We start from the raw sequence: 25,440 nt of genomic DNA on the forward strand, positions 1-25,440 counted from the left end.
AAACTGGTCAAAACTCGAGAAAACTAGGCCAGTAATCATGTTCGCGATCATCTCTGTCGGCAATCGACAATTCAAAGTCACTCAGGATCTTGAATTCCTGACTGAAAAAACCGGTAAAAATGCTGGTGACACCTTCGATGCTAAGGTTCTACTATTCGCTGAAAATAATAAGGTCCATATCGGATCTCCGGAACTCAAATCCGCTAAAGTCTCCTTGAAAGTATTGGAAGACGTAAAGGGAGAAAAAGTAAGAGGATACGTTTACAAAAAACGTAAAAACTCTCAGAGAACCTGGGGACATAGACAACAACTGCAAAAAGTTAAGGTAGTTTCTCTTTCGGCAGTTTGATCCGGATTAAGATACTCCGAAAGGGAGAAGAAATCCTTGGTTTGGAATCTTCCGGGCATGCTTCTAAGATGCACGGATCCAAAGGACAAAATCTTCTCTGCGCCGCTGTCGGAGTACTCATCCAAACTCTTTACCTGCACTTAAGCAAGGAAGGTTTGGCAGAAGAAGCGGTGATCGGAGACGGACTCTTGGACTTCAAGATTGTCTCCGGAAAAACGACCGATCCAATTGTTCATACGAGTTTCGATCTCGTAAAAAGTGGATTGGTTAACTTGAAGGAACAATATCCTTCAGAAATTGAACTCATAGGAGAATAAATATGGCACATAAGAAAGGTGGCGGTTCATCTAAAAACGGACGCGATTCCCAATCCAAACGTCTTGGTGTAAAACGTTTCGGTGGAGAACTCGTTCTTGCAGGTAATATTCTCGTTCGTCAAAGAGGAACTAGATTAAACGCAGGAAAGAACGTAGGTGTAGGTAAAGATCACACACTCTACTCTCTTGTCGAAGGTCACGTTAAATTTGAACAAGTTTCCAAAACTAAAGTTCAAGTTTCCGTTTACCCGAAATAAGCATTAGATCTCAGATTTAGTGCGTGGAAAAAGAAAGGCCTTCCGGGGATTTTTTCCTCGAGCCTTTCTTTTTTTATTTTTAGGGCTCTGATTCAACATGGAAAAGTTTTTAGATGAAGTATTGATCGAAGTTACCGCCGGACATGGTGGAGCCGGATCCATGCATTTCAGAAGAGAGAAGTATGTGGAATTCGGAGGACCTGATGGTGGTGACGGAGGAATTGGCGGCAATATTATTATCCGTGCCAACCTTTCCATGGTTACCCTAGATCGTTATCTTACTAAAAGAAGATTTAGAGCCCAGGACGGATTCCCTGGAGAAGGTAACGAAAGATCCGGTAAAAAGGGAGAGGACCTAATCCTTTTTGTTCCTCTCGGAACCCAGGTCTTCGACGAAGAAAGTGGGGAACTACTTTACGATTTCGTAAAGGATGACGGAGAATTCCAAGTTGTAAAAGGTGGAAGAGGAGGAAAAGGGAATACCCATTTCAAATCTTCTACCCACCAAACTCCTAAATTTTCTCAACCTGGAGAAGATGGAGAATATAAACATCTACGTTTCAGCCTAAAACTTCTAGCGGATGTCGGAATTGTAGGACTTCCTAATGCAGGAAAGTCTACCCTACTTTCTAAAATTACGGAAGCTCACCCTAAGATCGCAGGATATGCGTTCACTACCCTTTCTCCTAACCTAGGTGTGGTTAAAAGAAAGGGAGATATTTATCGTTATACCATGGCTGATATTCCCGGCATTATTGAAGGTGCAAGTAAAGGAATTGGTCTAGGTCTTTCTTTTTTAAGACATATAGAAAGAGTAAAAGGTATATTATACGTTTTTGATGCTGCTGCATTGGACATCCAGGAAGATTTCAGGATGCTTCAGTCAGAATTAAGATCTTATAACCCGGAACTTCTAAACCGACCCCATTTGATCGTTTTAAATAAAATAGATATCTGGGAAGACCAGAGTTTTACGGAAGAACTACTCAAATCAGTTTCTTCTTTGGGAAGGGTGATCCCTATTTCCGCACAAGAAGAAATCAATTTAGAAGAATTACTTTCCGTAATGGATTCCACTTTCTTCCAAAAAGAATTGGAAGAATTACATTTTAACGAAGAAGAAGACCGGGAAAATTCAGATGAACAGAAATGATCTGAACGAGAGAATCAAAACATCCAATAAAATAGTAATTAAGATAGGTTCCGCAAGACTTTCAGGCTCAGAAGAGGAAGTGAATGATTTCCTTTTCAGTCTTGTATCGGACATACGACATCTAAGAGATCTTGGAAAACAAGTGATCTTAGTTTCCTCCGGAGCGATCGCAAGAGGAAGAAAACTTTTATCCTCACTTTCCAACCCGACACAGGCCGGAGAATCTCTCCCCGAAAAGCAAGCTCTGGCTGCAATGGGTCAAAACCGCTTAGTGAACTTATACGATAGTTTTTTTTCTAAGGTAAATCTTCCTATCGCTCAAATACTTTTCGGAGTTCTGGACATGGAGAATCCGGAAGGGTTTAAAAATCTGAAAAATACTTTCGGACAACTTTTGGATTGGGGCATTCTACCGATCGTAAATGAGAACGACTCGGTCGCCACAGAAGAAGTAAAATTCGGAGATAACGACGTTCTTTCCGCTATCGTAAGTCTAATCGTAGAAGCAGATCTTCTGATCATACTTACAGGTGTAGAAGGTTTTCTAAAAGATGGAAAACTTCTCCCCTTCTTGGAAGAAGTAGGAAAATCCGAACTTTCCCAAGCGGGAGGCCCAAGTGGCCCGGGCACCGGAGGAATGTATACAAAACTCAAGGCGGCTTCTATTTCCAGTGAGGCGGGAATTCCTTGCGGGATCATAGACGGGAATATTAAAAATTGTGTGCGCGAGTTTATAGAAACGAATACACTAGGGACATTGGTTGTCTCTAACGGTAAGAAGAAAAACTTTACGGAGGAGGAAATTAAATCCATTCTCCGAGCTAAACGTAACGGAGGTCAGGAATGATCCAAAGATCCGCAGAATCCATCTACGTGGACGAACTTTGTAAATCCGCGAAAGATGCTTATAGACAAATTCGATCCATCCATACGTCCCAAAAGAATAAGGTTTTGGAAAAGCTTGCCGCTGCGCTAATTTCCAGAAAATCCGAAATTTTAAAAGAGAATCTTAAGGATCTAGAAGCTGGAAAATCGAAAGGTTTATCCTCTGCACTTTTAGATAGATTAACCTTGGATGAAAAAAGGATCCAAAACCTAGCGAACGCAGTTTTAGAAATTAAGGCTCTTCCTGATCCTGTGGGAGAAACCGTCAGAGGAACTACTCTTCCAAACGGGATCAGGCTAAATACAAAAAGAGTTCCTTTAGGTGTGGTCATGGTGATCTATGAATCCAGACCAAATGTTACCATTGATGTAGGCGCCCTATCTTTCAAATCAGGCAACGCATGTATCCTCCGCGGCGGTTCGGAAGCAATCCACTCGAACACGATACTTGCTAAAATTTTCCAAGATTGTTTAAAGGAAGAAGGCCTGCCACCGAATGCTGTCACCTTCGTAGATAGAACGGAAAGAGAATATATGATCCCTTTCCTAAAACAAACTTCTTATATTGATATAGTAGTTCCGAGAGGTGGAGAAGGTCTCATCCGTTTTGTTTCTGAAAATTCTCTTATCCCTGTGGTAAAACATGATAAGGGAGTGGTGAATCTTTATATAGATAAGTCGGCTGATCCTAAAAAAGTTTTACCTATCGCGATAAATTCCAAGGTGCAAAGACCAGGGGTTTGTAATGCTGCGGAAAACTTAATTATACATTCCGAATATCCTTATACCAAAGAATTATTAGAAGGACTCGCATCTAAAGGTGTACAACTTCTTTTGGATCCAAGATCTCTTGTTATCTTTCCGAAAGGCCAACCTGTTAAAGAAGAAGACTATCTAGAAGAATTTTTAGATCTAAGATTTTCAGTAAAAACAGTTGATAAGATAGAAGAGGCGATCGAATTCATAGAGGCAACAAGCTCTGGTCATACGGAAGCAATCATAACGGAAGACGTAAGCGCTGCGAATTTTTTTAGTCGTTCCTTGGATTCTGCTGCAATCTTTGTGAATATCTCCACTCGTTTTCATGATGGAGGAGAATTCGGACTCGGTGCAGAAGTTGGAATTTCAACCGGTAAATTACATGTAAGAGGTCCTATGGGTCTTGTACATCTTACAACTACAACAACATACGCGGAAGGAGAAGGACAGGTCCGAGGATAAAGGGACCTTCTACTTGCATGAACTCTTCCGGTTTGGTCGGAGTTTTTGGCGGGAGCTTTGATCCTCCTCATCTAGGCCACGCAGAAGTCGCGTCCAGTTTCTGGGATAATTTTCCGAATGCGCAGGAACTCCTAATCGTTCCGAACCATACATCTCCTTGGAAGCAGAATAAAAAAACAACTCCGGAACTGATCCTAAATCTTGTTCAAGTTCAGTTTCAAAACTTTCCGAATACAAAAGTTTGGGACTGGGAAATCAAAAGAGAAACTCCCAGTTATACGGAAGAAACTATTTTAGAACTTTTGAAAGTAAAACCGGGTGCTGGGCTCGCACTTCTAGTCGGAGAAGATAATTATTCAGAATTTCATAGGTGGAAAAACTGGGAGAATATTTTGAATAAGATCCATTCACTTTTGGTATTCAGAAGATTTTCAGAATCTATTCCTCTAAATGAAAACCTGCAAAATTTCCGAGATAAGATCGTATTTTTACAAAATAAGATCATAGAAGCGGCTTCCATAGATTTAAGAGAAGAACTTCCTAAATGTATTTTAGATCATAGGAAACCGATTGCATTGTCGGATGAAGTGTGGGATACCATACTTAAGAATAGATCTTATACTTAAACGGTAATCCTACTTATCAATGTTTCCGAATACTACTCCAGAACAGATAAAATATTTTACTGATATTGTTCCAAAGGAAATCACTAAAACCCGTTGGGAACATAGTCTTAGAGTGGCCGAGATCGCAGAAGAACTAGCAAACATTCATTCTCCCAACGAAACAAAGGAAGCCTATTTGGCCGGTGTGGTCCACGATATCACCAAACAAAAAACCAAAGAATTCCATTTAGAACTTTTTGCTAAACTAGGAGACTCTGAATCTCCTAAACTTCCGGAAGCTGCCTGGCATTCCAGATCCGCCGCTTATTATTTAGAAACAGAATACGGCTTAAAAACAAGATCAGTTTTAGACGCGGTGAAACACCATACTCTTGGTGGAGAGGATCTGAATTTATTGGATTATATCTTATATGCGGCCGACTTTTTAGGTTCCGAGTTTGCAGAAAGACAAAAGGAATATTCAGAATGGAGAAACATGGCTAAGGAAAATCTATATAATGCCGTTTTGAATAAGGCGGTCCATACTATGCAGGACCTTTTGGATCATAAAAGAGAAATCCATAAAAGAACCATCTCCATGTATCATTTCGCCTTGGGAAAATTATCCAATTGACAGGGTTAATTTTTCTTTCTGAATGGAATCCGAGGCTTTGATTTGAGTCCTAACAAACCGATTCGACCTTTTAATCTTATTCCATTATGGATCGCTGCAGGCTTTCTATTTTTGGCGTTATTATTTTTCCTATTTCGTAATTTCAGAAGAACAGGCCTGGACGAAAAGATCAGCTCGGGCAAACCGATCCATATACTTTTCCATGCTGTAGGAAATGACGATGTATACGAGTTCGGATTTTTAGCGACCATCTTCCCTTCCCAAGAAAGAGTCGGCTTATTCTTCTTTCACCCGATCACTACATTCGAAGACCCGGAAGATAGTTTAGAACAAATTAAATCCAAGGCTACATCCGCAGTGAAAGATGCTGTCCAAGATATCTTAGGTTCTAAGCCGAATTATACAGTAAAGATAAATGCTTCTTCCTTTATTAAGATAGTAGATATCTTAGGTGGCGTGAATTTATACACTGATAATCGTACAAATAGAATTTCCCCTTCGTATGTAAGAGAACCCGGTTTGTATTCTTATTCCGGGGAAGATGCGTATGATTACGTTTCTTATATGGATAAAAAGGAAACTTTGGACTATCTGGATCGTATCAGCAGACAAGAAAGTGCTGTTCTATCCGTTTACGAAACTTTATACGAAAACAAAGAATTACTGAATTCGTTTTGGTCAGAGATGGTTTTCGGTCTGATAGATTCCGATTTTTCCAAAGAGGATTTTTACACTCTTCTAAAATTTGCTACTTCTCATAGACTTGCATTCGGGATTACCGAGCTTCCCGGAGAGCCTGCATTAGATCCAAAAACTAGGCGTTTATTCTTAACTGCGGATCCAGCTAGGGCTTCCGTAGCCATCCGAAAATTTCATAAAGATGTATCTGCGGAAATTTTTACGGACGGAGAATACGCTAGAACCGAAGTGCTGAATGGAACGGAAGTTGCAGGTCTAGCAAAAGATGTAAGAACCACTTTAGCAGACAAAAGGATCAAAGTACTTTCCGTTGACAACGCTTGGACCAAAGATATCGAAAAAACTGTCATCTTGGATAGATCCGGGAATACCGCAGTGGCGGATAAAATTTCCTCCATATTAGAAAAAACAAAAGTATATCACGTATTAAGAAAGGATCTAGGACTCGACTCTACCGTGCTCTTAGGATCCGATATAGAGCCTAAAAAATAAATATGAGTCCTTCTCCCAAAAATAACCCAGAAAACACAATGGAAATCCTGAAAACTATTCATAAGATCATGCAGGATAAAAAATGCGAAGAGATCGCGGTTTTAAACCTGGAATCCGTACATTCTTACTTAAGTTATTTTTTGATCTGCACTGTGAACTCTGCAGTGCAAGCAAATGCCGTAGCACGAGAGATCAAAAAAGCATTAAAAGGTTTTAAACTACCTCATAAGGAAACCGATAAAACGGGAACATCCTCTTCTTCCGGTTGGACTCTGTTGGACTACGGCGAATTCATAGTCCATATCATGACTCCAGAAAAAAGAGAATATTATAATCTAGACAGACTTTGGAGAGATGCAGAGAGAATCGAACTCTCTTAATCTTCTACCAATTTTGCTCTCAGACTAGCCCAGTCCGATACGGGAAGTTCGCAGTGAAATCCTACGCATACGTAAGCTTTCACTCCTCCTCCAGAATTCCTGTTTCTTAGAAGTAGGAATTTTTCTCCATTCTCTTCGGCTTCTTTATCGTTCGCCCAAACAAGTACTGTTTCCGGTAAAAATAAAGAACCAACACCTTTCCAGATAGGTAATAATTCTTCTTGGGAGGTATATACTACTGCGAGTTCTCTTCCTGGAGATTTTCTAAGCCATAATGCGGAAAGCATATATGGATAATTCATCGGATATGTTTCCATCTCAGGTTTGAAATAGGAGAAGATTAAATCCGCATATTGCAGATATTTTTCAGAATCCACTACGCCTAATTTAGAAAGTAAAACAAATGCAGTCGCAAAAGAACTATTTGCAGAAGGTTCCACTCCATCATATCCATCTACAGTTCTTCTGAGTAATGCCTCTCCATCGATTCCGGAATCAAAAAACACTCCGGAAGGACTTCTAAATAATCGGATTGCTTCTTCCGTATATCGGACCGCATTCTCTAAATATCTGAATCCTTTTCCTGCTTGGAATAGATACAAAGATGCCAATACAAACTCGGCATAATCAGTACTATATGCCAGAAATCTTGCTTCTCCTTCTCTAAATCTCCTGAGTAGTCGGCCGTCCTCTCGGATCAGATTGTTTTCTAAAAACTTATAAGTTTCTTCCGCTTCTCTTAATAGATCTCCATCTCCGAATGCCATGGCAGCTTTCGTGAGCGCCTTAATATACAAACAATTCCAAGAGAATAAGATCTTATCATCCCTAAGAGGCCTGATCCTACTCGAACGTTTTTCTAAAAGTTTTTTTCTGTTCCGAGAAACGATTTCTTCCAACTCGGAAGGTTCCAAACCATGGAGTCTGGAAAAATTCATCCTGAATGTTTCGTGTAGAATATTTTTCTCTTCGAAATTTCCTTTTTCGGTGATATTCCAAAATTCATCTAAAAGAGAAGAGTCTTGTCCGCAGACTTCTCTTATTTCTTCCTTTGTCCAAAGATAGAATAATCCCTCTTCTCCTTCCGAATCCGCGTCTTCCGCACTTGCGATCCCACCACCTGGTAATCTCATATCTCGGCGAATATATTCGATCACATCGTAGGCATAGTCTTTGTATTTTTCTTCTCCCACCGCTTGGTAACATTCAACCAATGCTTCTAAGAAGAGTGAATTATCGTACAACATCTTCTCGAAATGTGGAACCAACCAATGATGGTCCGTGGAATACCTACAAAGTCCTCCTCCGATCTGGTCGTAGATCCCGCCCTTTTGCATTGCAGTCAGGGTCTCTTCTACCATTTCAAGAGCTTTAGGTTCTCCGGTAGACTTATGATAACGTAATAAAAAGCTAAGGCCCATACTGGGCGGAAATTTATTTACTGAATTTGATTTGAAACCGGCATACTCCGGATCATAGAGTCGATCATATAATAAAAACCCATTCTCGAATACCTCCGATCCCGGGGCTGAAAGTTCGGATGTATCCGTGAGTGCTTTTGTTTCCTCGGATTCTTTTAAGTGTTTGGTCAGATCTTCGGAAGCCTCGAGTAATTCTTCTTTTTTATCCTTCCATAATCCGGTCAAAATTCCCAAAACTTCTGTGAAACTTTTTCTACCATATTTAGGGACTGGAGGAAAATACGTCCCACCTGTAATCGGCTTACCTTCAGGCGTTAAAAACATATTCAAAGGCCAGCCTCCCTGCTGTCCCATGGCATGTAACGCATCCATATAGATCCGATCCACATCCGGTCTTTCTTCCCGGTCCACCTTAATGGAAACGTAATCCTTATTTAGAACTTCTGCAGTGGTTTCATTCTCAAACGATTCTTTCTCCATTACATGGCACCAATGGCAGGTGGCATAACCGATGGATAAGAAGATCATTTTATTCTCGGATTTGGCCTTTACAAAGGCTTCTTCGGACCAGGGAAACCAATCCACAGGATTGGTAGAATGTTGGAGTAGATAAGGACTTTTTTCAGACGCGAGTCGGTTCAATTTTTTATCTGGAGTTTTCATCGATTTTAAGCTGTCTAGACTTTTACTTTAGATTTTTCGATTTGGCAAATTCTTCCGAACCAAAAACCATGCTCCGTAGGAAGACCAACGACATATGCTTAGGCCTGCAAATATTCCTTCGTTAAGGAAATTTTATCTGCGACTCTTGCTTGTCGGAGCTTTCGGTTTTCCAGCTTCACAATTCGCCCAAGAGTTAGACCCTTCTCTTCAAAGTAAGCCGAGAATTCTGAAACTCTCTTTGAAAGAAGCGGTCAATTATGTCCTAGCGAATAATATCACAGTTAGAAATGCTGGGATGGAATTCGTGAAAGCGGATACTGCCGAGTTAAAAAATCTATCTCAATATGCATGGACGCTGGTCGGCGGTTTTTCGAAAACAAAAACTAATCTTCCTCTGAATAATAATAACGTTCTCTCCGGAACTAAGATCTCCAACGATCGGATAAACGTAGGGATCCAGAAAAACTTCCAGACTCTGACCTATTTTAGCTTAGAACTTAGCCATACTCGATTCGATGCGGACGCTTTCGAGACCCAAGCTGCCGCTGCCAGACTAGGTGCAGTGGGTTCTTATCTAGCTGCTCCTCCTCAATACACGGATGCTTTGACCGTCACTCTCGGTCAGGAACTTTTAAAATATTCTTTCGGCCAGACTGAAAAAGAAAAACAAAAGGTCTTACAACAAAACGCAGTCATTCGTAGGGATGAGTTAGTTAATATTCTCGCTCAACTTGTAGTAAAAACCCTGGTAGACTATTGGAGCTTGAGTGTTTACGATTCTCAGGTAGAAACTTTCGATAGATTAGAAAAGAATACCAAAAACATCAGGGATCTCACTGTAAGAAAACGTAATCTTGGTCTTTCAGAAGGATTCGAGGTTAACCAATGGAACAGTGCTCTCACTCAAACTGAAAATAGTTTAGAAAGAGCAAGACTTGCTAGATCGGAAGCGGAAAGAAATTTGATCCGAGTTTTAAATGTGGATCCAAGTTCTAAAATTTCCGGGATTACTGATCTTCAAGAAAAAGTCCCGAACGATATCAATCCGACTAAAGATTATCAATATGCATTGGATCATAGGATCGACCTAAAAAATTTGATCCGCCAAAGACAGATCGCTGAATTAGAACTGAAGATCAAGAATGCTGAGGATATGCCTTCCTTAAAAATTACAGGAAGTTATTCTACAAGAGGTCAGACTTTCTTAAATCCTCAGACAAACTATATAAATCCTGATACCGGGATGATGTCCTTTAAGTATCCTGAAAAAACTTTTAACTTCGCATTATCTTATCCTTTATTCGATACCGGGATCCAAACCGATATTAGAGATGCAAAACTCAAACTGGATATCCTTTCAAAACAAGAAACGGAACTCAGAACTCTGATCAAAGAAGAGTTGGACAATAGATATTATGCAATTGTTGCAGGACAGGACCTTTTAGAAACCGCTAATACTCGTAAAGAAGAAGCGGAGAAGTTTTACAAAGGTGTCCAAGCACGATTCAATCAGGGAAGATTCACTGCAGTTTTAGTTAAGTCTGCTTTGGACGGTTTGATCCAAGCAGAGTTACAAGTAGCTCAAGCAAGGATCAACTTTAACGTGGATATCATCCGTTACGAACTGGCAAGAAACTCTGTTTTTGAAAAGTTCGGAGTAAATGTGGATGAGATCGTAGACACGATCATCAAAAATGAAGTAGCTCGAGCGCAACAAGCTACTCCTTCTAATAATTAATATAATCTATTAAGCTTTCGGAATAGAAGGGATTTCCAATTGGATTGGCTCCCCTTCTAATGCTTTTAAGAATTCGATCAAATCCTTCTTATCCTGATCGGAAAGTTCCGCAGGTCTTAACATAGGATCATGCACCGCTTTGGAATGACCACCTTCTGCAAAATGGTTCACAGTATCTTCTATCGATCCGAAAATCCCGTTATGCATGAAAGTTTTCTTTTTGGTAACATCCCTTAATGTAGGAGTTCTAACCTTGTCCTTGATCCCTGCAAGTCCGGTCGTATGTAATTCTGAATCGGAGAAGTTCGGACCCTGGTGACATTGGATACATTTTGCCTTGTTCTGAAATACATCCCAACCACGGATCTGCGCAGGAGTGAGGGCCGTTTCTTCTCCCATCACGAATTTATCAAAACTCGAATTTTTACTTACGATGGTTCTTTGGAAGGTAGAAAGTGCTAAAACAATTCTTTCTCCAGAAATTCCAGGATCTCCATAAGCCTTCTCAAAAAGTTCCTTATAACCTTGGATAGAAGAGATCCTTTGGATAAGCTTTGTTTCATTCTGGAATAATAGTTTAGAATGCACCTTATCTTTAACAAGATCCTCTAACTCTTTCGCTTCCGGATCTTTGAATACATCCTTATACAATGCTACGTTTGTAAGAGAAGGAGCGGGATTATGGATCTTAGTACGAGGAAAACCTTCGGAGGGAGAAGCAGTATTATGGCAACTCGCACAACTTACATCTTGGTTGAAAGAAAGTCTGGAATCGAAATATAGAGTCTTACCCAACTCCACCTTTTCTTGGTTGAATGGGTTATTACTGGGATGAATTACACTTTTAACAACGAATCCTTCCAGTTCAGGGATCGGCTTTTTTTCCTTACATACAATCAATCCTAAGATCGAAACCAAGAATAGGATCAGGAAAAAAATACGCTTCATAGTCCCTTATCCAGGATGCGGACAAGAATGCCTCTGTCAATCTCCTAATCAGAACCATTCCAAAAGTCACCTGAGACCATATCTCAAAGAAAATCCAAAACACTGTCACAAACATTCCCCAAGACACGTCTTGATTTTAGAACCGGAGGCAAGTATGTCAAAGAAGAAGGTATTGATCATCGGTGGAGGTTACGCAGGGATCGTTGCGGCAAACAGATTGTCCCGCAAAAATTCAGAGGTGGAAATTACTCTGATCACTGCAGAACCTATCTTTAGAGAAAAGATTAGAAACCACCAAGTTATTGCAGGAACCAAAGGAAAAGATTTCCAGATCCGAAATTTATTGAATTCGAAGGTAAGTCTGATTATCCAAAGAGTAGAGAAAATATTCCCGAAAGAAAACAAAGTTCTCTTAAATGACGGGACCACTTTCGAATACGATTATTTGGGTTATACCGCAGGAATGAGAGCAGGAGATCCAGGCACCAAAGGAGTTAATTATTTTTCAGTCGCAAGTTTCCAGGATTCGGAACGATTGAGAAAAGAATTAAATGATCATCCCGATGCAAATATTACAGTATTAGGTGGAGGACTTTCCGGGATAGAAGTAGCAACAGAACTCGCAGAAAATTATCCAAGTGCAAAAATAACACTTTTGGATTCGGATAAGATCGGAAAAAATTTCTCTTCAGATGCTGTTCTTTATATGAAAGAAGTCCTGAAAAATCTACATGTAAACCTGATCGAAGGAGAAAGAGGAGAATATCTATTAGAAGATAAGATCAAAACTTCTAACGGAACACAGGTCCTTCATGATTATTGTGTGATCTCCGCAGGGCTTGTTGCCTCCGACCTTGGGAAAAACTCAGGATTGGAATCCAATAAGATCGGCCAAGTGTATTTGAATGAATATATGCAGGTTCCTGAATATTCCAATATTATAGGAGCAGGAGATGCAGTAAAAATTTCTGGTGAAGAATATTCCTATTTGAGAATGGCATGTGCCACTGCTCTTCCAATGGGGATCTACCTGGGAGAAAGGATCTCCAACCTTTTAGGGAAAAAATCAGAGATAGGGCAAAAACCTTTCGAGTTAGCGTATGTAGGACGTTGTGTAAGTTTAGGAAGAAAAGAAGGACTATTCCAATTCTTAAACTATGATGATAGCCCTAAAGAAAAATTCTGGAAGGGAAGACTGGGAGCATTCATAAAAGAGCTTATTTGCAAATTTACTGTCTTCTCCTTTAAAGCCGAAAAATATTTCGATTTTTATGCGATCCCTCAGCCTAAAGAAAAAACTTTAGTCAAAGAAAACGAAAGATTAGCGACGGCAGAAAAATGAACACCCAAGAAAGACTAGATCAATTTATAGAAAACAAAGGTTTGGTCTTTGGGATCGCCTATAAGATGACAGGAAGTGTGGTAGAAGCCGAAGACATAGTGCAGGAAACTTTTCTGAGATGGGAAAAATCCAGGGAAGAAAAGATCAGATCTCCAAAAGCATTTTTATCTACGGTTGCGGCCAGACTCTCTCTGGACTCTTTAAGAAAAGCAAAAAGGAAAAGGGAAACCTATATAGGTCCCTGGTTACCGGAGCCATTGGCTCCGGAGCCTATGCAAGAAGAGCCTGATTCCGAAACCCTGGATCTGGCATTTCTACATCTATTAGAAAAACTAAATCCGATTGAAAGAGCGGTATTCCTACTCAGAGAAAGTTTCGAGATGGATTATGATTCCATCTCGAAAGTAGTGGGGAAAAACCAGGAGAATTGTAGGCAAATCCTCAAAAGAGCCAAAGAATCGCTTAAAGCCGATCGTAAAAAGTATGATGCGCCTTCTGAAAAAAGAAAAAAGATCTTCCGAGATTTTTTACTCGCTTCTTCCAAAGGAAAACCGGAACTACTTGTTCCTTTCTTAAAGGAAGAGATAGTTCTTTGGTCAGATGGCGGCGGAAAAGTAAATGCCGCTAGAATACCGATCATTGGGAAAGATAGAGCCTCTCATTTCTTTATTCGGACAGGAAGCAACAAACTCAAATATACTTTGGATTTCTATTTCGGGATGGTAAATGGCTCTGAAACATTGATCGGTTATTATAATGATCAACCTGCCTATCTGCAAAATTTCCTAATAGATGAAGACGGGATTTCTAAAATTTATTCGGTTTTAAATCCGGATAAATTAAAATCCATGGAGAATAAACATAAACTGATAGAAGAAGGACTTATCTTTCCTCTGGAGAATTTCTTATTATTCCCTCATACCTACCATAAGAAGGTTGCGAAATGGTTAAACCCAGTAGCCAAACTAGTCAAATGGGCGATCGTGAGGTGAAAAGCTATTAACATAGGATAATCCGTTTATCTCCAAATCCTTATCTCCTTTCTTGACTTGGAGCCGTCTTTAAGAGAAGATCCAAGCATGAAACGAATATTAACAACAAGCCTATTATTCGGTTTGTTACTCATTCAATGCAGTGGAGGAGAGAAGATGGAAACAGTTTTAGAAAACAAGACCGTGTCGCCAAAATTACCAAGCGGATATTATACCTCTAAGTTAGGAAAGATCGCTTATTGGGTAGAAGGAAAAGGAAAACCGATCTTCTTACTTCATTCCGCCGGTCATGATCATAATGATTTCGAATCAATTTTACCAAGTTTATCAGAAAAATATAAAGTGATTTCTCTGGATTGGCCGGGCCATGGATTATCCGAGAATCCACAACCTGCTACTTCTGCTTCCGCGGTGGAATATGCGGAAATATTACCTGACCTTGTCGCTAATTTAGCTCCGGAAGGTGGAATTTTTATAGGGAACTCACTCGGAGGATTCGCTTCCATGAATCTTGCTTTAAAAAGACCTGAACTTGTAAAAGGCCTCGTGATCGTAGATTCGGGCGGACTAAACGATCCGGATTGGATCACTAAAAGTTTCGCAGGATTAAAATCCAAGGTTTGGTTTACAGGACTCGTTTGGAACTTCTTCCCGAATCATTATATAAAGATCAGAAATAAATACACTGAATCCATTCTAACTAGGATTAAAGAAAGAGAAGATGTAGAAGGCGCGAAAGAAGTGAATGCTTCTATCTGGAAAAGTTTTTTAGACGAAAGACATGACCTAAGAGAAAAAGTCTCCCAGATCCAGGCATCTACATTGATCGTCTGGGGAGAATATGACCCGGTAATAGATCCAAAACTCGCCCAAAGACTTCATGAAAAAGTAAAAGGTTCAAAGTTGGCCTATCTTAAAACAGGCCATGTACCATTCGCAGAAAATCCAAAAGAATTTCTGAAAGTTACACTTCCCTTTTTAGATTCCATCTGAGGTATTTTTGGATTTTTCCAATAATTAGATTTGTAAAATTTCCGTTTTCGGACTTTCTTTAGAAATCCGTTAACGGGAATTGTATGGATCAGAAAGATCTAAATTGGGAAAAAATTTATCAAACAGTGAACCGGATCTCCCCCATCCCAAAAGAAGTTTGGAAAAAATCGGAACAATTATATACGATCCGTAAATTAGAATACGGAGATTTTCTGATCAAACAAGGAGCCAGGCCCACAGAGTTTGCATTCGTATTTTCCGGCGTTTTAAGAGAATATTATCTAACCGACCAAGGAAACGAGTACATCAAAAGTTTCAATTTCCCGGGAGACTTTACAGGATCCTATTTCGATCTACTCACCGAACAACCTTCTACCTGCAATATCAGGGCAATTACAGACTGCGAACTTGCAGTCGCAAAGTTTTCTGAATTCAGAAAACTATTCTCACAAGACATTGCGTGGGAAAGACTTGGGCGGATTTTCGCGGAGAATTTATTCTTAAAAAAGGCAAGAAGAGAATATGAACTCTTAGCCTTAAGCGCGGAAGAAAGATACGATCTACTTTTAGAATCCAGACCCGACATCGAAGAGCTTGTTCCTCAATATCATATCGCTTCTTATTTAGGGATCACTCCAGTATCCTTAAGCAGGATTAGGGCGAAGAGAAAATAAAAAAGGCGCCGGGGAAACCGACGCCTTCTTAAAGCTTTGCAATATTAGAAAATTCTTATTTTGCTGAAGCTGCTTCACGGATCACATAAGCTGCGATCTCGTTTTTCTGAATTTGAGTAGTTCCTTCGAAGATACAAAGGATTTTCGCGTCTCTCATCAGTTTTTCAACTGGATACTCTTTAGTGTAACCGTATCCGCCGAAAATTTGAACCGCATCGGTAGCAGCTTTCATTGCTGTTTCAGAGCAATAAGCTTTTGCGATCGCAGAATATTTCGGAAGACGAGGATCCTCAGCATCGGACATACGAGCAGAAAGATAGCAGATCTGACGTGCAGTTTCTACACCGATAGACATATCTGCAAGCATGTGCTGAACCGCTTGGAAGCTGGAAATTTTAGAACCGAATTGCTCTCTTTGACGAGCATATTTAGATGCATGATCTAAAGCAGCTTGAGCAACACCCACTCCCATAGCAGCAACGTATGGACGAGATGCATTCAGAGTTTGAAGAGCGTAGATAAATCCAAGATTTTCTTTTCCGATCATAGTAGCTTCTTCAACTGCACAATCTTCGAAAATGATCTGACGAGTGTCAGATGCACGAATACCAAGTTTATCTTCTTTTTTACCAACGATCAAACCTGGGGTATCACGTTTTACGTAGAAGCAGGAAACTCCGCGAGTTCCACGACCTTTATCGGTGTAAGCAAAAACTGTATAAGCTCCAGCGCTACCACCACCGGTGATCCATTGTTTGGTTCCGTTGATGACCCATTTGTCGCCTTTTTTAACTGCAGTAGTGCTCATACCAGGAACGTCGGAACCTGCACCAGGCTCGGAAAGACAGAAAGAAACTCCGTATTCTCCGTCGATAACTGGCTGGAGCCATTTTTTCTTTTGTTCGTGGCTTGCACCTTTCATGATCGGAAGGATACCAAGACCGGTATATCCGAAACAAAGGCTGATACCGAGGCATCCTCTTGAAAGTTCTTCGGTAACTAAACACTGTTCTACGGAACCAAGACCCCATCCGCCGTATTCTTCGGGGATAGTGAGTCCATTGACTCCTAACTCAGTTCTCATTCTATTAATAAGTTCTTCTGGATGTTTGTTTTCTTCGTCCCAGTGGATAGCAACTTCATGCGTGATTTCCTTCTTAACGAAAGCACGAATCGTGTCCCTAATCTCGATCTGCTGCTCAGTCAGTTCCTGATACATTTTTTCCCTTCTTGCGAGAGTTTCTAGTCCTAATTTTTCGCCAGGGTCGATTCAATCAAGAAAAACATGGCTGATTAAACGTTCATTTTAGCCCTAATGGGACAGAATTCTTGGAAATCTCGTTATTTTCCTAGATTTTGGCGATCCGAAAGCATATAAAAAACAGAACGTTCGTTCTGTTAATGTTTTTCACTTCTAATTTCAAGAAATAAATTGAGTAAACCAAAGAGAAGCAGCTTGCGTAATAGATTGTTCATCAGCTTCGTTATCAGAAGCCCAAGCGATAATTCCATCGGGTCGTATTAGCACTGCACTTAAGCTTAACTGCTCCTTCGCCCGGCCAGAAACATACTTCACTTGATCTCCGTATTCATTCGCCAAGGTTTTAAGAGAAGTTTTGGTATCAAAATCTAGAAGAATTCCTTGGCCATCTTGCATAAATTCGCCTATCCTTCTACCGTCTTCAAACTCGAAATTCGGAACGCTATAACCTACCAAAGGATGAACATCACCTAGATCATAATGTGTGAAAATTCCCCATACTCTTGCTGCCATATAAGTTGCAGCATCACGAGTATCCATAAGATCCCGAATAATTGAATTTAATGCACGAGCTTGTGGATCTGGCTTCATGATCATAACCTGAGCGCGAGACCAATCTAAAACCTGTGCACCAATTGGATGTCTTTCCTTATAATAACTGTCTAACAAACCTTCTGGCGCTTTTTTATGAATGGTCGCAGCAAGTTTCCATCCAAGATTCATAGCATCTCCCAATCCAAGATTCAATCCTTGGCCTCCTAAAGGAGAATGAATATGAGCTGCGTCTCCAGCTAAAAGGATCCTTTCATTTCGATAGCTTGTTGCCTGTCTTGCTCTGTCAGTCCAAGTAGTTGCGAAATGGAGAGCACTGATAGTCACATCCGTATTAGAGATACGTCGTAGGACTTCCTGCACATGTTCCAATGTAATTTGTTTTTCCGAACTATGAAAGGCTCCGCCATCAAAGTCCTGGATAACTATGAAGCCAGGTTGAGATTGTAAATACATTCCTCTTTCAGTTAAATTTCGCCCTGAGCTTAACTTTTCAGGATCGACGATATCAACTTTGGTAGAATAGCCAGTAAATTCCGGGTCAGTACCTGCGAATTCAAAACCTCCCAATTTACGGACCACACTTCGAGCACCATCACAACCAACAAGCCATTGGCTTTGAAAAGTCTGATCACCGGATTGAACAGTCACCCCATCGTTCGTTTGATAAAAAGAATCCAATGGAAGTCCTCTCTTGATCTCTACACCCAACGCTACCGAGCGACGAGTCAGAATAGTTTCGATCTCTTCCATCTCAGAGATCAGATTGGTTTCTGTAGAACTTTCTAAACGATGTTTCCACTGTGATGTGTCGATATTACCCTCAAGAAATGGAATACCCGCGAAATGTCCTACTTGACGACGAGGGCCTTGTTGAACCGAATTTACGTGAGGATTTTTAAGACGTTTATGTATTTCAAGTTCTTCTAATAATCCACGATGATAAAGAGCTTCAATACTAGGAGCAGAGAGTCCACGCACCCCGAAAGGAAGTTGTTTGAACGGCGAATGAAGACTTTCGGATTTTTCCAATATAAGAACTCTGCATTTTGACAATGCAAGTTCACAGGCTAAAAAAAGTCCAACCGGGCCTGCTCCAGAAATAATAACATCGTATGGTTGGTCTTGTTTCATTTATTCCATCCATTTTTTAAAACTTTAAACGTGAGATTTAATACATCCTTTGGGGATGGTGAGTTACACGCAAAACTCACACCTTCTAAAATCAATTTTGCAATACATTCCGCTTCCATCTTATTCACACCGGAATCGTTTTGGATCTCTTTAGCCAAAGAATTTTCATAACGTGCCCATAACCCGCGTAGATAGGAAGTAAGTTCAGGTGAAGATCTGATAAGTTTTCCAAATCCGGAGAATGTTTTTTTATCAGGAGGGTTGAATAACTTGCTTGAGAAAAAATATTGATAAAGAGCATCCAAAATGGATTGGCCCTTCTTTCGTTGCCGAATCGCATTCAAGATATCCGCATCTATCTCATCCTCAAGATCGAAAATGAGAGATTCTTTGGTCGGAAAATAATTGAAAAGTGTAGTAACGGCAACTTCCGCCTTTTCGGCTATTTCAGAGATAGTAACAGCGTCATATCCTTTTTCTATAAATAGATCACGAGCAATATCCGAGATAAGCTTTCGAGTTTTGGCCTTCTTTATTTCGCGCAATCCCATCCGAATTTGCTCCTACAACCTATATCAATATCGAGCCTGGGCAGACGTAAAACAATATCAAGTATAAAATTGTAGTTACTACATTTTTATATAAAGTCCAATAATTACAAAATGGCAGGAAAACCGCTTCTTAGCATATTTTCATGCTTGAATTTTTTTCTTCGGACCTTAAGCTCCGGGAGCTATTAGCTATGGATAGTAAAGTTCATATACTTATCTCCTTCATCGTTTTCGTATTTTTTGTTATTGGAACCTTCCTTTTCTCCTATTTGGATCGCCGAAAAATTCGAAAGGAATTAGAGGATCCGTCCGGAACTTTGATCTCACCCGATGAGCGTATCATTGCAGATCGAACTAAAATGTTATTCATTGGAATTGGATTAACGCTCTTCGGAGGTTATTCGGTTCTATTTGTTCGGATCAATACAACTTATATGATAGCTGTAAGCATAATGCTGTTCGCAGGTATTTTTATTCTGTTATTGTTTTTACGTTACGGGAATATACAAATCGAGGGAGCCAATAAAAGTGCGCCCCGCCATAGCACATTTCCTTCTGTTTGGCGAGAAAAATTTACTGCTACTTCCGTTGTTGGAATTCCTACAACGGAATTCAGATTCAGAAATTTGTTTACTTTCGAAAGAAGGAAGGCTAAATATTTTTCGGAAGAAGTTTATCAGGAGAGATTTTATGATACAAAGTATCGTAGCGCCTATTATTGCAGGGGTAGCTGGATTTATCTGCGCCTTTATTTTTAGTGGCCCTCTTTATTTCGGTCTTTCAAAATTTCTGAATCTACCTACCCAAGAAGAGAAAAAAGATCTTGGAATCCGAATATTTTTGAACTTCTGTGTTTTCCTAGCTACTGCATTTTCTATCTCATTGATCCTGCAGTATATGAGCTTACAAAATAAAGCTCATGGCCAATCGATTGCTTTCATCTTGTGGTTCGGATTTATATTTACTTCCAGCTCTATCGATGTGATTTGGAAAGGTAAACATCTAAAATTATGGATTTTTGAATCTATATCCTCCCTAATTACGATCCAAGTTTTAATGTTCGTTCTATTACTATTTTATAAATGAAACAAGCTCGATTCATTCTTACACTCGATTCGACCGGTGCATTAGTAGTAGGAGTATTTATTCTTCTTTTCTCTTCTCTAATTTCAAACTTGAATGGCTGGCAGGAAAGTTTTACTCACATCGAGGGTTTTGCGAATTTGGTATATGGTTCATATTCCGGAATTCTTCTATTACTCTTCAGAAAGAAAAATCTTCATCGTGTATTTGTTTTCATATTAATTATCGCAAATTCACTTTGGGGCTTACAATGTTTTGCCCAAGCCTGGAGATTAAAAGAAGAAGCCACTCATATCGGAACCGCCGTATTATTGCTGGAAGGTATTTATCTAATAGTATTAGCTTATTTAGAGGCAAAATTCGTTTTGCCTCAATGTGTTTCCGACTCGCCCGAGTATCGTAAATAAAAAACTATTTAGAAGGAGTAGGAATACTTTGGTGTCCTGGATGGATCTGAATTTTCGGGAACTTAGCCGCTACCGCCTGCAACAAATCTAGACTCACTTTGTTCCTTTCCAAATCCTTGGTAAAACCTCCTGGAGTCACATTATTTAGCCAACCCCAGCTAGTATGACAAGTATCCCCCGTAACTAGTTGGACCCCGTTCGTGGATTTTATTAAAAATGCAATACTACCTTCCGTATGACCGGGAACGGAAATTATATAAAGAGATTGATCCCCGAAAAAATCTAAAAATCGAATCGGAGAACCTTCTCTTCCCAAGAAGTTTAATTCGGAAAGTGAAGTATCATGTCCGAGTAACGCATCAGTACTTCCTTGTACAAAAAGGTGTAGAAAACGAGAATCTCCCGGTTCGTTCTGTCCGGTATACATTGAAGTTCCCGCTGGAAAATCCTGAGTGCCTAAAATATGATCTAAATGTAAATGAGTAAGGAAGATACCTTCTACTTTTTTGGGTTCTTTTTGCAGCCATTCCTTAATCGTAGTATGAATCTTCAGCTCACCTAGATTCATTTGAGAAGCAACTATACCTGAAACAGGCCATTCTTTTTTATCTTTGCGAAATATATCGGCTAACCCGGTATCTATTACATATCTGCCGAACTTAGGATGATCCATTACATAAAAATAAATTTGGATCGACTCCTTGCCCGATTGCAAACCTGCAGCAACTGCTTTTGGATCCTTTAAATTGATCAAACCCTCACGTTCTGCCAACCAATCTGCAGCAATAATTTTTTTAACGATGATCGGTCCTTTGTCAGAAGGACTTATATCTTGGATATTTGCCGGAGTTCCTTTATTCACCAGAACGGAGCGATTGGAAGTAACTGCACAAGCTGTTAGGATCCCGATAGATATAACTGAAAAAATGATTCTTTGGATTTTCACAAGAGATAGACCTTATACATTTAAGATAGTTCGAAAAGGATTTTAAATTCCAGTCTCTTTTAATTAAATTACTTTGTCTTTCTTTAATTCTTCAATCTCAGAGTCCGTATAACCCAAAGATTTTAGGATTTCCTGATTATGCTCCCCATGATCAGGAGGATCTGTCCGGTAGGTCACCTTACTTTCCGAGAAAGGAAATGGGGAACCGAATTGTATATAATCCCCGTATTGTTTGTGCTTACGATCCAGGATCATTCCCTTTTCTCTCATTACTGGATCTTTAGAAACCTCGTCCAGGGTTTTGACAGGAGTAAGACATGAATCAGGATTTTGGAATATTGGCTCCAGGTCAGCCAGAGTTTTAGAGGAGAAGTATTCCGTCAGGATCTTTTTCCATTCTGCAAAATGTGTTTCTGCAATAGGTACTTTTTCCAAATGTGAGTCGAGGCCGGATTGCCTTAAGAATGTTTTGAAAAACATTTCTTCCAGAGCGCCTAACGCGACCCAACGGCCTTCTTTGGTTTTGTATGTGGAATAATTCGGAAGTTTTCCGGATAATAATTCATTTCCGCCTTCCGGATTTTTTCCTGTAGCAGAATATATACCGCCATATAAAGAGATGAATTGAAGAGAAGCTTCCATCATAGAAATAGCGATCTTTTGTCCACGACCCGTTTTTTCTCTATAATACAATGCGGCTAAGATGGATGAGAGTGCGGTTAACGTCCCTCCTCCTATATCCGCCAATTGGAATCCAGGTGCCTGAGGATTTTTTCCCGTTTGATCCAATACTCCTGAGAGAGAAAGATAATTTAAATCATGTCCTGCAAAATCTTTATAAGCGCCGGAATCTCCATAACCGTAGATACCGCAATATATCAGTTTCGGGAATTTTTCTTTTAGGTCATCATAACCGAGTCCCATTTTGGAAAGTCCGTCCGGACGGAACCCTTCCAAAAGTATATCAGCATCTTCTAATAGTTTGAATAAGATCTCTTTGGACTTTTCTCTTTTGAGATTAAGTGTGATCGCTTTTTTATTCCTGTTCAACATCAGATATAAAGAAGGAGCACCATTTTCCTTTTTGAACATCACTCTAGTTGCATCCATTGCTCTCGGATTTTCTACCTTGATGATCTCGGCTCCCATATCTCCTAAATACATGGAGCATAAAGGGCCAGGTAACAATAAGCTTAAATCTACTACCTTAACTCCCGAAAGTGGACCTTTGTTCATTTTTATAATTCCCTGAATATAGTCCTCTGCTTCTGAAGCCCGAGAAGACTAAAAACTTTCGACCTGTTTAGATCCAGAATGTGGGAAGAAAAGTGTTTTTTGTTTTTAAAAAACGGTGTTCAATCCGAGGCTTCTTCGCTTAACTCTTCGCTGGTTTTTCCCCAACGCCATCTTGTATAATCCTCAGCAGTAGCAAAAGTATATCCTTCTGATCTCAATTTTTCTATGATATACGGTAGGACTTCTTTGGTAGTAGGATGTGTATCATGGAATAAGATCACTACTCCCTGTCCTTCCGTTTTATATACTAATGAGTTATAGATACGATCCATTTTCTTTCTGAATTTTTCACTATCCGGATCGATCCTCGGCCCTTTTTCATACCATTCTCCCTTCACCCATTCTTTGGAATCCGTAGAATCGAATTCTTTAGTCCACATGAATACAAGGCCTTTTCCTTGTAACACTGAACTTACTCTTTTTCGAACTACTTCGTTTTTAGTTTTGATATAAGGAGACCCGAAAGGTGGTCGGATCCATATTAATTTTCCGGAATATTCTCCCAGTTCATTTTGGTATAATTTTTGGTTTTCATACAATTGACTTTCTATCTTTTTCGGAGACATGTAAGCGAAGTTCCGGTGACCAAGCGTGTGATTTCCGATCGTATGGCCTTCTTCTTTCATTCGGATCAAAACCGTTTTGTATTTTCGGAAACTATTCCCTCTGGTACTGGCCTTAGGCAACCACGCACCGCATACAAAGAATGTAGCTTTCACATTTTCTTTTTTAAGCACATCCAATACATCACCGGTCCAGTCGGAAGGTCCGTCATCGAACGTCAAGAATGCAGTTTTAGGAGGAAGTGGATCTCCTTCGTAGTATCCAATAGGGCCGTTTTTATGATTCGTTTGGGTATTTGTGGAAGTTTCGAAACTGGAACAGTAGATTAGAAACAGTAAAGATACTAGAAAGGTGGTCTTCATAAAACTCATACCATCCTATAAAGTTGAAAAACTTTAAGCTTGGACCGGTTTGAATTTTTAGCTTATCTCCTGTAATTAGACTCCAGGAGTAACGATCTCAGCCGCAAAATGAATTCGAGATCACTACTCTATTCGGTTTATTATTTATTAACTTTATGATTTAGACAAACATTTCCGCAGAAGTCAACCATACTCCAGCGAGTATCAAACCGATGCCGGTCCATTGGGTCCAGTTTAGTTCTTCTTTAAAAAATATAGCGGAAGCAACGAGCACAATGATAAATCCTGCGGAAGTGAAAAGTGGATACGCTAAGGATAATTTTAATCCATTACCTAATACCCATCTATAACCTAATAACGCGATCCCGAAAGAAGCAAGTCCCGCAAAGAACACTGGATGTAAAAATGCTTTGATCAATCCTTCTATTCCGGAAGCCGTATTTGTTTTATCTCCTAAAGAACTTGCCTTGATTAAAATATTTGCTAAGGCATTGAAGAATAATGCGACTACGAAAATGATTATCACCGTTAATTTCATCTATCTCTCTCAAGAATTCGATTATTGTTTTCTTGTAATCTCCCCTTAGGAAGAGTGTATTATCCCGCTTTGGGGAATCGGTCGAAACTCCGAATTCCTGTCCATCGAAAGCAAAGGGAAAGAAATAGCAAGGGCAAATCTTGAATGGATAGAAAAACGTTTAACTTCCGTGGGATCAAACTTTCTTATATTGATGCGGGCAATAAATCCTTAGATCCGATCTTGATCGCTCATGCTAATGGATTCTCTGCAGGTTGTTATACTTATTTAATACAAAAACTTTCTAAAACTCATAGAGTTCTTGCTTTGGATTTTTGTGGTCATGGCCAATCGGAACCAAACTTGGAATGGAAGGATTGGTTTTTCTTTAGAGATCAGATTTTAGCTCTGATTGAAACCGAAGGTTTGAAGAATGTTGTGGGAGTCGGGCATTCTTTAGGAGGGGCAAGCATGTTACTTTCTTCTTACCAAAGACCTGATTTGTTCCGTAAAATTTTTGCAATGGATCCTGTGATCTTAAATTTCGCTTACCTTCTTCTTGCATCGGCTTTCGATACTCCTTTAGCAAAGGGTGCAATAAAAAGAAGAAGAGAATTTAAAGATCTGAGCCTTGTCAAAAAAGCATTTAGAAAGACTCCCACTTTTGTGAACTGGTCCGATGAAGTGTTCGAAGATTATTTGAATTCTTGTTTTAAAAAAGAAGGAGATAAATGGGCCTTATGTTGTCCTCCTGAATTAGAAGCTAAAATTTTTAACTCTGTTAGCTTCTTAAGTTTACTACAATATAGAAGGATCAAAACAGAAACACATATCACGATTCCCAGAAAATACGAAGTATGTTCTCCTTCTGCCGCAAAAAGGATTATCAAAGGAAATCCAAACTCAAGTTTAGAGTTATGGGATGGTGTATCTCATTTTTTTCCGTTCGAGCGTCCTGAAAAAACCCTGGAAAGAATCATTCAAAAATTATAATCCGGTATTCG

General features: G+C 39.7%; 27 protein-coding genes. 18 read left to right on the forward strand and 9 right to left on the reverse strand.

Annotation, left to right across the window (positions count from 1 at the left end):
• The first annotated feature begins 37 nt into the window (after positions 1–37).
• The 10 genes from rplU to rsfS all read left to right on the forward strand — a co-directional run bounded on the left by rplU (position 38) and on the right by rsfS (position 6,992).
• Entirely contained in the window at positions 38–349 is a 312-nt protein-coding gene (gene rplU, locus EHO58_RS09265; protein ID WP_008593635.1) for a 50S ribosomal protein L21, read from the forward strand.
• Complete coding sequence (locus EHO58_RS09270; RefSeq protein WP_135679730.1) at positions 346–666, forward strand: ribosomal-processing cysteine protease Prp; 321 nt, start codon at positions 346–348, stop codon at positions 664–666. Before rplU ends, EHO58_RS09270 begins: the two co-directional genes overlap by 4 nt.
• A 2-nt stretch (positions 667–668) precedes the next feature.
• Positions 669–923 carry a 50S ribosomal protein L27 gene (gene rpmA, locus EHO58_RS09275; RefSeq protein ID WP_020771288.1) on the forward strand — a complete coding sequence of 85 codons (255 nt, stop codon included), beginning with the start codon at positions 669–671 and terminating at the stop codon, positions 921–923.
• A gap of 97 nt (positions 924–1,020) precedes the next feature.
• Entirely contained in the window at positions 1,021–2,076 is a 1,056-nt protein-coding gene (obgE, locus tag EHO58_RS09280) for a GTPase ObgE (protein ID WP_135679731.1), read from the forward strand.
• Entirely contained in the window at positions 2,057–2,923 is an 867-nt protein-coding gene (gene proB, locus EHO58_RS09285) for a glutamate 5-kinase (RefSeq protein WP_208728770.1), read from the forward strand. The genes obgE and proB overlap by 20 nt, the downstream gene beginning before the upstream one ends.
• A complete protein-coding gene (locus EHO58_RS09290; protein WP_135679732.1) occupies positions 2,920–4,182 on the forward strand; it encodes a glutamate-5-semialdehyde dehydrogenase in 1,263 nt (420 codons plus the stop codon). Before proB ends, EHO58_RS09290 begins: the two co-directional genes overlap by 4 nt.
• A 17-nt stretch (positions 4,183–4,199) precedes the next feature.
• Entirely contained in the window at positions 4,200–4,808 is a 609-nt protein-coding gene (locus EHO58_RS09295; protein ID WP_135679733.1) for a nicotinate-nicotinamide nucleotide adenylyltransferase, read from the forward strand.
• A gap of 19 nt (positions 4,809–4,827) precedes the next feature.
• Complete coding sequence (gene yqeK, locus EHO58_RS09300; RefSeq protein WP_135628727.1) at positions 4,828–5,421, forward strand: bis(5'-nucleosyl)-tetraphosphatase (symmetrical) YqeK; 594 nt, start codon at positions 4,828–4,830, stop codon at positions 5,419–5,421.
• Between the two features lie 42 nt (positions 5,422–5,463).
• Complete coding sequence (locus tag EHO58_RS09305; RefSeq protein WP_135679734.1) at positions 5,464–6,612, forward strand: LCP family protein; 1,149 nt, start codon at positions 5,464–5,466, stop codon at positions 6,610–6,612.
• Positions 6,613–6,614: 2 nt separating this feature from the next.
• On the forward strand, positions 6,615–6,992 hold the full coding sequence (rsfS, locus tag EHO58_RS09310; protein WP_135628729.1) for a ribosome silencing factor: 378 nt from the start codon (positions 6,615–6,617) through the stop codon (positions 6,990–6,992).
• Here rsfS and EHO58_RS09315 read toward each other — a convergent pair.
• Entirely contained in the window at positions 6,989–9,076 is a 2,088-nt protein-coding gene (locus EHO58_RS09315; RefSeq protein ID WP_135679735.1) for a thioredoxin domain-containing protein, read from the reverse strand. The genes rsfS and EHO58_RS09315 overlap by 4 nt on opposite strands.
• Positions 9,077–9,170: 94 nt before the next feature.
• On the opposite strand from EHO58_RS09315, the gene EHO58_RS09320 reads away from it, so the two are divergent.
• A complete protein-coding gene (locus tag EHO58_RS09320) occupies positions 9,171–10,814 on the forward strand; it encodes a TolC family protein (RefSeq protein ID WP_135679736.1) in 1,644 nt (547 codons plus the stop codon).
• A 9-nt stretch (positions 10,815–10,823) separates the two neighbouring features.
• Here EHO58_RS09320 and EHO58_RS09325 read toward each other — a convergent pair whose 3' ends face one another.
• Positions 10,824–11,762, reverse strand: coding sequence for a cytochrome-c peroxidase (locus EHO58_RS09325; protein ID WP_135628732.1), 939 nt, complete (start codon positions 11,760–11,762; stop codon positions 10,824–10,826).
• Positions 11,763–11,916: 154 nt separating this feature from the next.
• On the opposite strand from EHO58_RS09325, the gene EHO58_RS09330 reads away from it, so the two are divergent.
• The 4 genes from EHO58_RS09330 (at position 11,917) to EHO58_RS09345 (ending at position 15,763) form a co-directional block, all read left to right on the forward strand.
• The gene (locus EHO58_RS09330) at positions 11,917–13,104 is read left to right on the forward strand and encodes an NAD(P)/FAD-dependent oxidoreductase (RefSeq protein ID WP_135679737.1); all 1,188 of its coding nucleotides are present in this window, start codon (positions 11,917–11,919) and stop codon (positions 13,102–13,104) included.
• A complete protein-coding gene (gene sigJ / locus EHO58_RS09335; RefSeq protein ID WP_135679738.1) occupies positions 13,101–14,096 on the forward strand; it encodes an RNA polymerase sigma factor SigJ in 996 nt (331 codons plus the stop codon). Before EHO58_RS09330 ends, sigJ begins: the two co-directional genes overlap by 4 nt.
• Before the next feature lie 156 nt (positions 14,097–14,252).
• Positions 14,253–15,089 (forward strand): alpha/beta fold hydrolase, encoded by an 837-nt coding sequence (locus EHO58_RS09340; RefSeq protein ID WP_135679837.1) that lies wholly within the window; start codon positions 14,253–14,255, stop codon positions 15,087–15,089.
• A gap of 83 nt (positions 15,090–15,172) precedes the next feature.
• Positions 15,173–15,763: a Crp/Fnr family transcriptional regulator gene (locus tag EHO58_RS09345; protein ID WP_135628735.1), complete on the forward strand. Its 591-nt coding sequence runs from the start codon at positions 15,173–15,175 to the stop codon at positions 15,761–15,763.
• Between the two features lie 55 nt (positions 15,764–15,818).
• Here EHO58_RS09345 and EHO58_RS09350 read toward each other — a convergent pair whose 3' ends face one another.
• The 3 genes from EHO58_RS09350 to EHO58_RS09360 form a co-directional block, all read right to left on the reverse strand.
• Positions 15,819–16,982 (reverse strand): acyl-CoA dehydrogenase family protein, encoded by a 1,164-nt coding sequence (locus EHO58_RS09350; RefSeq protein WP_100710386.1) that lies wholly within the window; start codon positions 16,980–16,982, stop codon positions 15,819–15,821.
• 201 nt (positions 16,983–17,183) lie between these two features.
• Positions 17,184–18,710, reverse strand: coding sequence for an FAD-dependent monooxygenase (locus tag EHO58_RS09355; protein WP_135679739.1), 1,527 nt, complete (start codon positions 18,708–18,710; stop codon positions 17,184–17,186).
• Positions 18,707–19,261 (reverse strand): TetR/AcrR family transcriptional regulator, encoded by a 555-nt coding sequence (locus EHO58_RS09360; RefSeq protein ID WP_135628737.1) that lies wholly within the window; start codon positions 19,259–19,261, stop codon positions 18,707–18,709. The genes EHO58_RS09355 and EHO58_RS09360 overlap by 4 nt, the downstream gene beginning before the upstream one ends.
• Before the next feature lie 690 nt (positions 19,262–19,951).
• Here EHO58_RS09360 and EHO58_RS09365 point away from each other — a divergent pair.
• Together EHO58_RS09365 and EHO58_RS09370 are read left to right on the forward strand one after the other, a co-directional pair.
• Entirely contained in the window at positions 19,952–20,347 is a 396-nt protein-coding gene (locus EHO58_RS09365) for a DUF1761 family protein (protein ID WP_135679740.1), read from the forward strand.
• Complete coding sequence (locus tag EHO58_RS09370) at positions 20,344–20,751, forward strand: hypothetical protein (protein ID WP_135679741.1); 408 nt, start codon at positions 20,344–20,346, stop codon at positions 20,749–20,751. The genes EHO58_RS09365 and EHO58_RS09370 overlap by 4 nt, the downstream gene beginning before the upstream one ends.
• A 4-nt stretch (positions 20,752–20,755) precedes the next feature.
• On the opposite strand, the gene EHO58_RS09375 is transcribed toward EHO58_RS09370, so the two are convergent.
• From EHO58_RS09375 to EHO58_RS09390, 4 genes are all read right to left on the reverse strand, one after another.
• On the reverse strand, positions 20,756–21,697 hold the full coding sequence (locus EHO58_RS09375; protein ID WP_135679742.1) for an MBL fold metallo-hydrolase: 942 nt from the start codon (positions 21,695–21,697) through the stop codon (positions 20,756–20,758).
• A gap of 63 nt (positions 21,698–21,760) precedes the next feature.
• Positions 21,761–22,933 (reverse strand): CaiB/BaiF CoA transferase family protein, encoded by a 1,173-nt coding sequence (locus tag EHO58_RS09380; protein WP_135679743.1) that lies wholly within the window; start codon positions 22,931–22,933, stop codon positions 21,761–21,763.
• A 119-nt stretch (positions 22,934–23,052) separates the two neighbouring features.
• On the reverse strand, positions 23,053–23,919 hold the full coding sequence (locus tag EHO58_RS09385; RefSeq protein WP_135679744.1) for a polysaccharide deacetylase family protein: 867 nt from the start codon (positions 23,917–23,919) through the stop codon (positions 23,053–23,055).
• A 160-nt stretch (positions 23,920–24,079) separates the two neighbouring features.
• A complete protein-coding gene (locus tag EHO58_RS09390; RefSeq protein WP_135616872.1) occupies positions 24,080–24,457 on the reverse strand; it encodes an SMR family transporter in 378 nt (125 codons plus the stop codon).
• A 144-nt stretch (positions 24,458–24,601) separates the two neighbouring features.
• On the opposite strand from EHO58_RS09390, the gene EHO58_RS09395 reads away from it, so the two are divergent.
• Positions 24,602–25,429, forward strand: coding sequence for an alpha/beta fold hydrolase (locus EHO58_RS09395; RefSeq protein WP_135679745.1), 828 nt, complete (start codon positions 24,602–24,604; stop codon positions 25,427–25,429).
• Positions 25,430–25,440 lie beyond the last annotated feature (11 nt).

The organism is Leptospira selangorensis, assembly GCF_004769405.1.
GTDB classification, from domain to species: domain Bacteria; phylum Spirochaetota; class Leptospiria; order Leptospirales; family Leptospiraceae; genus Leptospira_B; species Leptospira_B selangorensis.

What these genes read in the sequence shown, in the direction of transcription:
- rplU (WP_008593635.1), top strand. Translation starts at nt 38, where the DNA reads ATGTTCGCGATCATCTCTGTCGGCAATCGACAATTCAAAGTCACTCAG.
- rpmA (WP_020771288.1), top strand. Translation starts at nt 669, where the DNA reads ATGGCACATAAGAAAGGTGGCGGTTCATCTAAAAACGGACGCGATTCC.
- obgE (WP_135679731.1), top strand. Translation starts at nt 1,021, where the DNA reads ATGGAAAAGTTTTTAGATGAAGTATTGATCGAAGTTACCGCCGGACAT.
- EHO58_RS09290 (WP_135679732.1), top strand. Translation starts at nt 2,920, where the DNA reads ATGATCCAAAGATCCGCAGAATCCATCTACGTGGACGAACTTTGTAAA.
- EHO58_RS09295 (WP_135679733.1), top strand. Translation starts at nt 4,200, where the DNA reads ATGAACTCTTCCGGTTTGGTCGGAGTTTTTGGCGGGAGCTTTGATCCT.
- yqeK (WP_135628727.1), top strand. Translation starts at nt 4,828, where the DNA reads ATGTTTCCGAATACTACTCCAGAACAGATAAAATATTTTACTGATATT.
- rsfS (WP_135628729.1), top strand. Translation starts at nt 6,615, where the DNA reads ATGAGTCCTTCTCCCAAAAATAACCCAGAAAACACAATGGAAATCCTG.
- EHO58_RS09315 (WP_135679735.1), bottom strand. Translation starts at nt 9,076, where the DNA reads ATGAAAACTCCAGATAAAAAATTGAACCGACTCGCGTCTGAAAAAAGT.
- EHO58_RS09320 (WP_135679736.1), top strand. Translation starts at nt 9,171, where the DNA reads ATGCTTAGGCCTGCAAATATTCCTTCGTTAAGGAAATTTTATCTGCGA.
- EHO58_RS09325 (WP_135628732.1), bottom strand. Translation starts at nt 11,762, where the DNA reads ATGAAGCGTATTTTTTTCCTGATCCTATTCTTGGTTTCGATCTTAGGA.
- EHO58_RS09330 (WP_135679737.1), top strand. Translation starts at nt 11,917, where the DNA reads ATGTCAAAGAAGAAGGTATTGATCATCGGTGGAGGTTACGCAGGGATC.
- sigJ (WP_135679738.1), top strand. Translation starts at nt 13,101, where the DNA reads ATGAACACCCAAGAAAGACTAGATCAATTTATAGAAAACAAAGGTTTG.
- EHO58_RS09340 (WP_135679837.1), top strand. Translation starts at nt 14,253, where the DNA reads ATGGAAACAGTTTTAGAAAACAAGACCGTGTCGCCAAAATTACCAAGC.
- EHO58_RS09345 (WP_135628735.1), top strand. Translation starts at nt 15,173, where the DNA reads ATGGATCAGAAAGATCTAAATTGGGAAAAAATTTATCAAACAGTGAAC.
- EHO58_RS09350 (WP_100710386.1), bottom strand. Translation starts at nt 16,982, where the DNA reads ATGTATCAGGAACTGACTGAGCAGCAGATCGAGATTAGGGACACGATT.
- EHO58_RS09355 (WP_135679739.1), bottom strand. Translation starts at nt 18,710, where the DNA reads ATGAAACAAGACCAACCATACGATGTTATTATTTCTGGAGCAGGCCCG.
- EHO58_RS09360 (WP_135628737.1), bottom strand. Translation starts at nt 19,261, where the DNA reads ATGGGATTGCGCGAAATAAAGAAGGCCAAAACTCGAAAGCTTATCTCG.
- EHO58_RS09365 (WP_135679740.1), top strand. Translation starts at nt 19,952, where the DNA reads ATGATACAAAGTATCGTAGCGCCTATTATTGCAGGGGTAGCTGGATTT.
- EHO58_RS09370 (WP_135679741.1), top strand. Translation starts at nt 20,344, where the DNA reads ATGAAACAAGCTCGATTCATTCTTACACTCGATTCGACCGGTGCATTA.
- EHO58_RS09380 (WP_135679743.1), bottom strand. Translation starts at nt 22,933, where the DNA reads ATGAACAAAGGTCCACTTTCGGGAGTTAAGGTAGTAGATTTAAGCTTA.
- EHO58_RS09385 (WP_135679744.1), bottom strand. Translation starts at nt 23,919, where the DNA reads ATGAAGACCACCTTTCTAGTATCTTTACTGTTTCTAATCTACTGTTCC.
- EHO58_RS09390 (WP_135616872.1), bottom strand. Translation starts at nt 24,457, where the DNA reads ATGAAATTAACGGTGATAATCATTTTCGTAGTCGCATTATTCTTCAAT.
- EHO58_RS09395 (WP_135679745.1), top strand. Translation starts at nt 24,602, where the DNA reads ATGGATAGAAAAACGTTTAACTTCCGTGGGATCAAACTTTCTTATATT.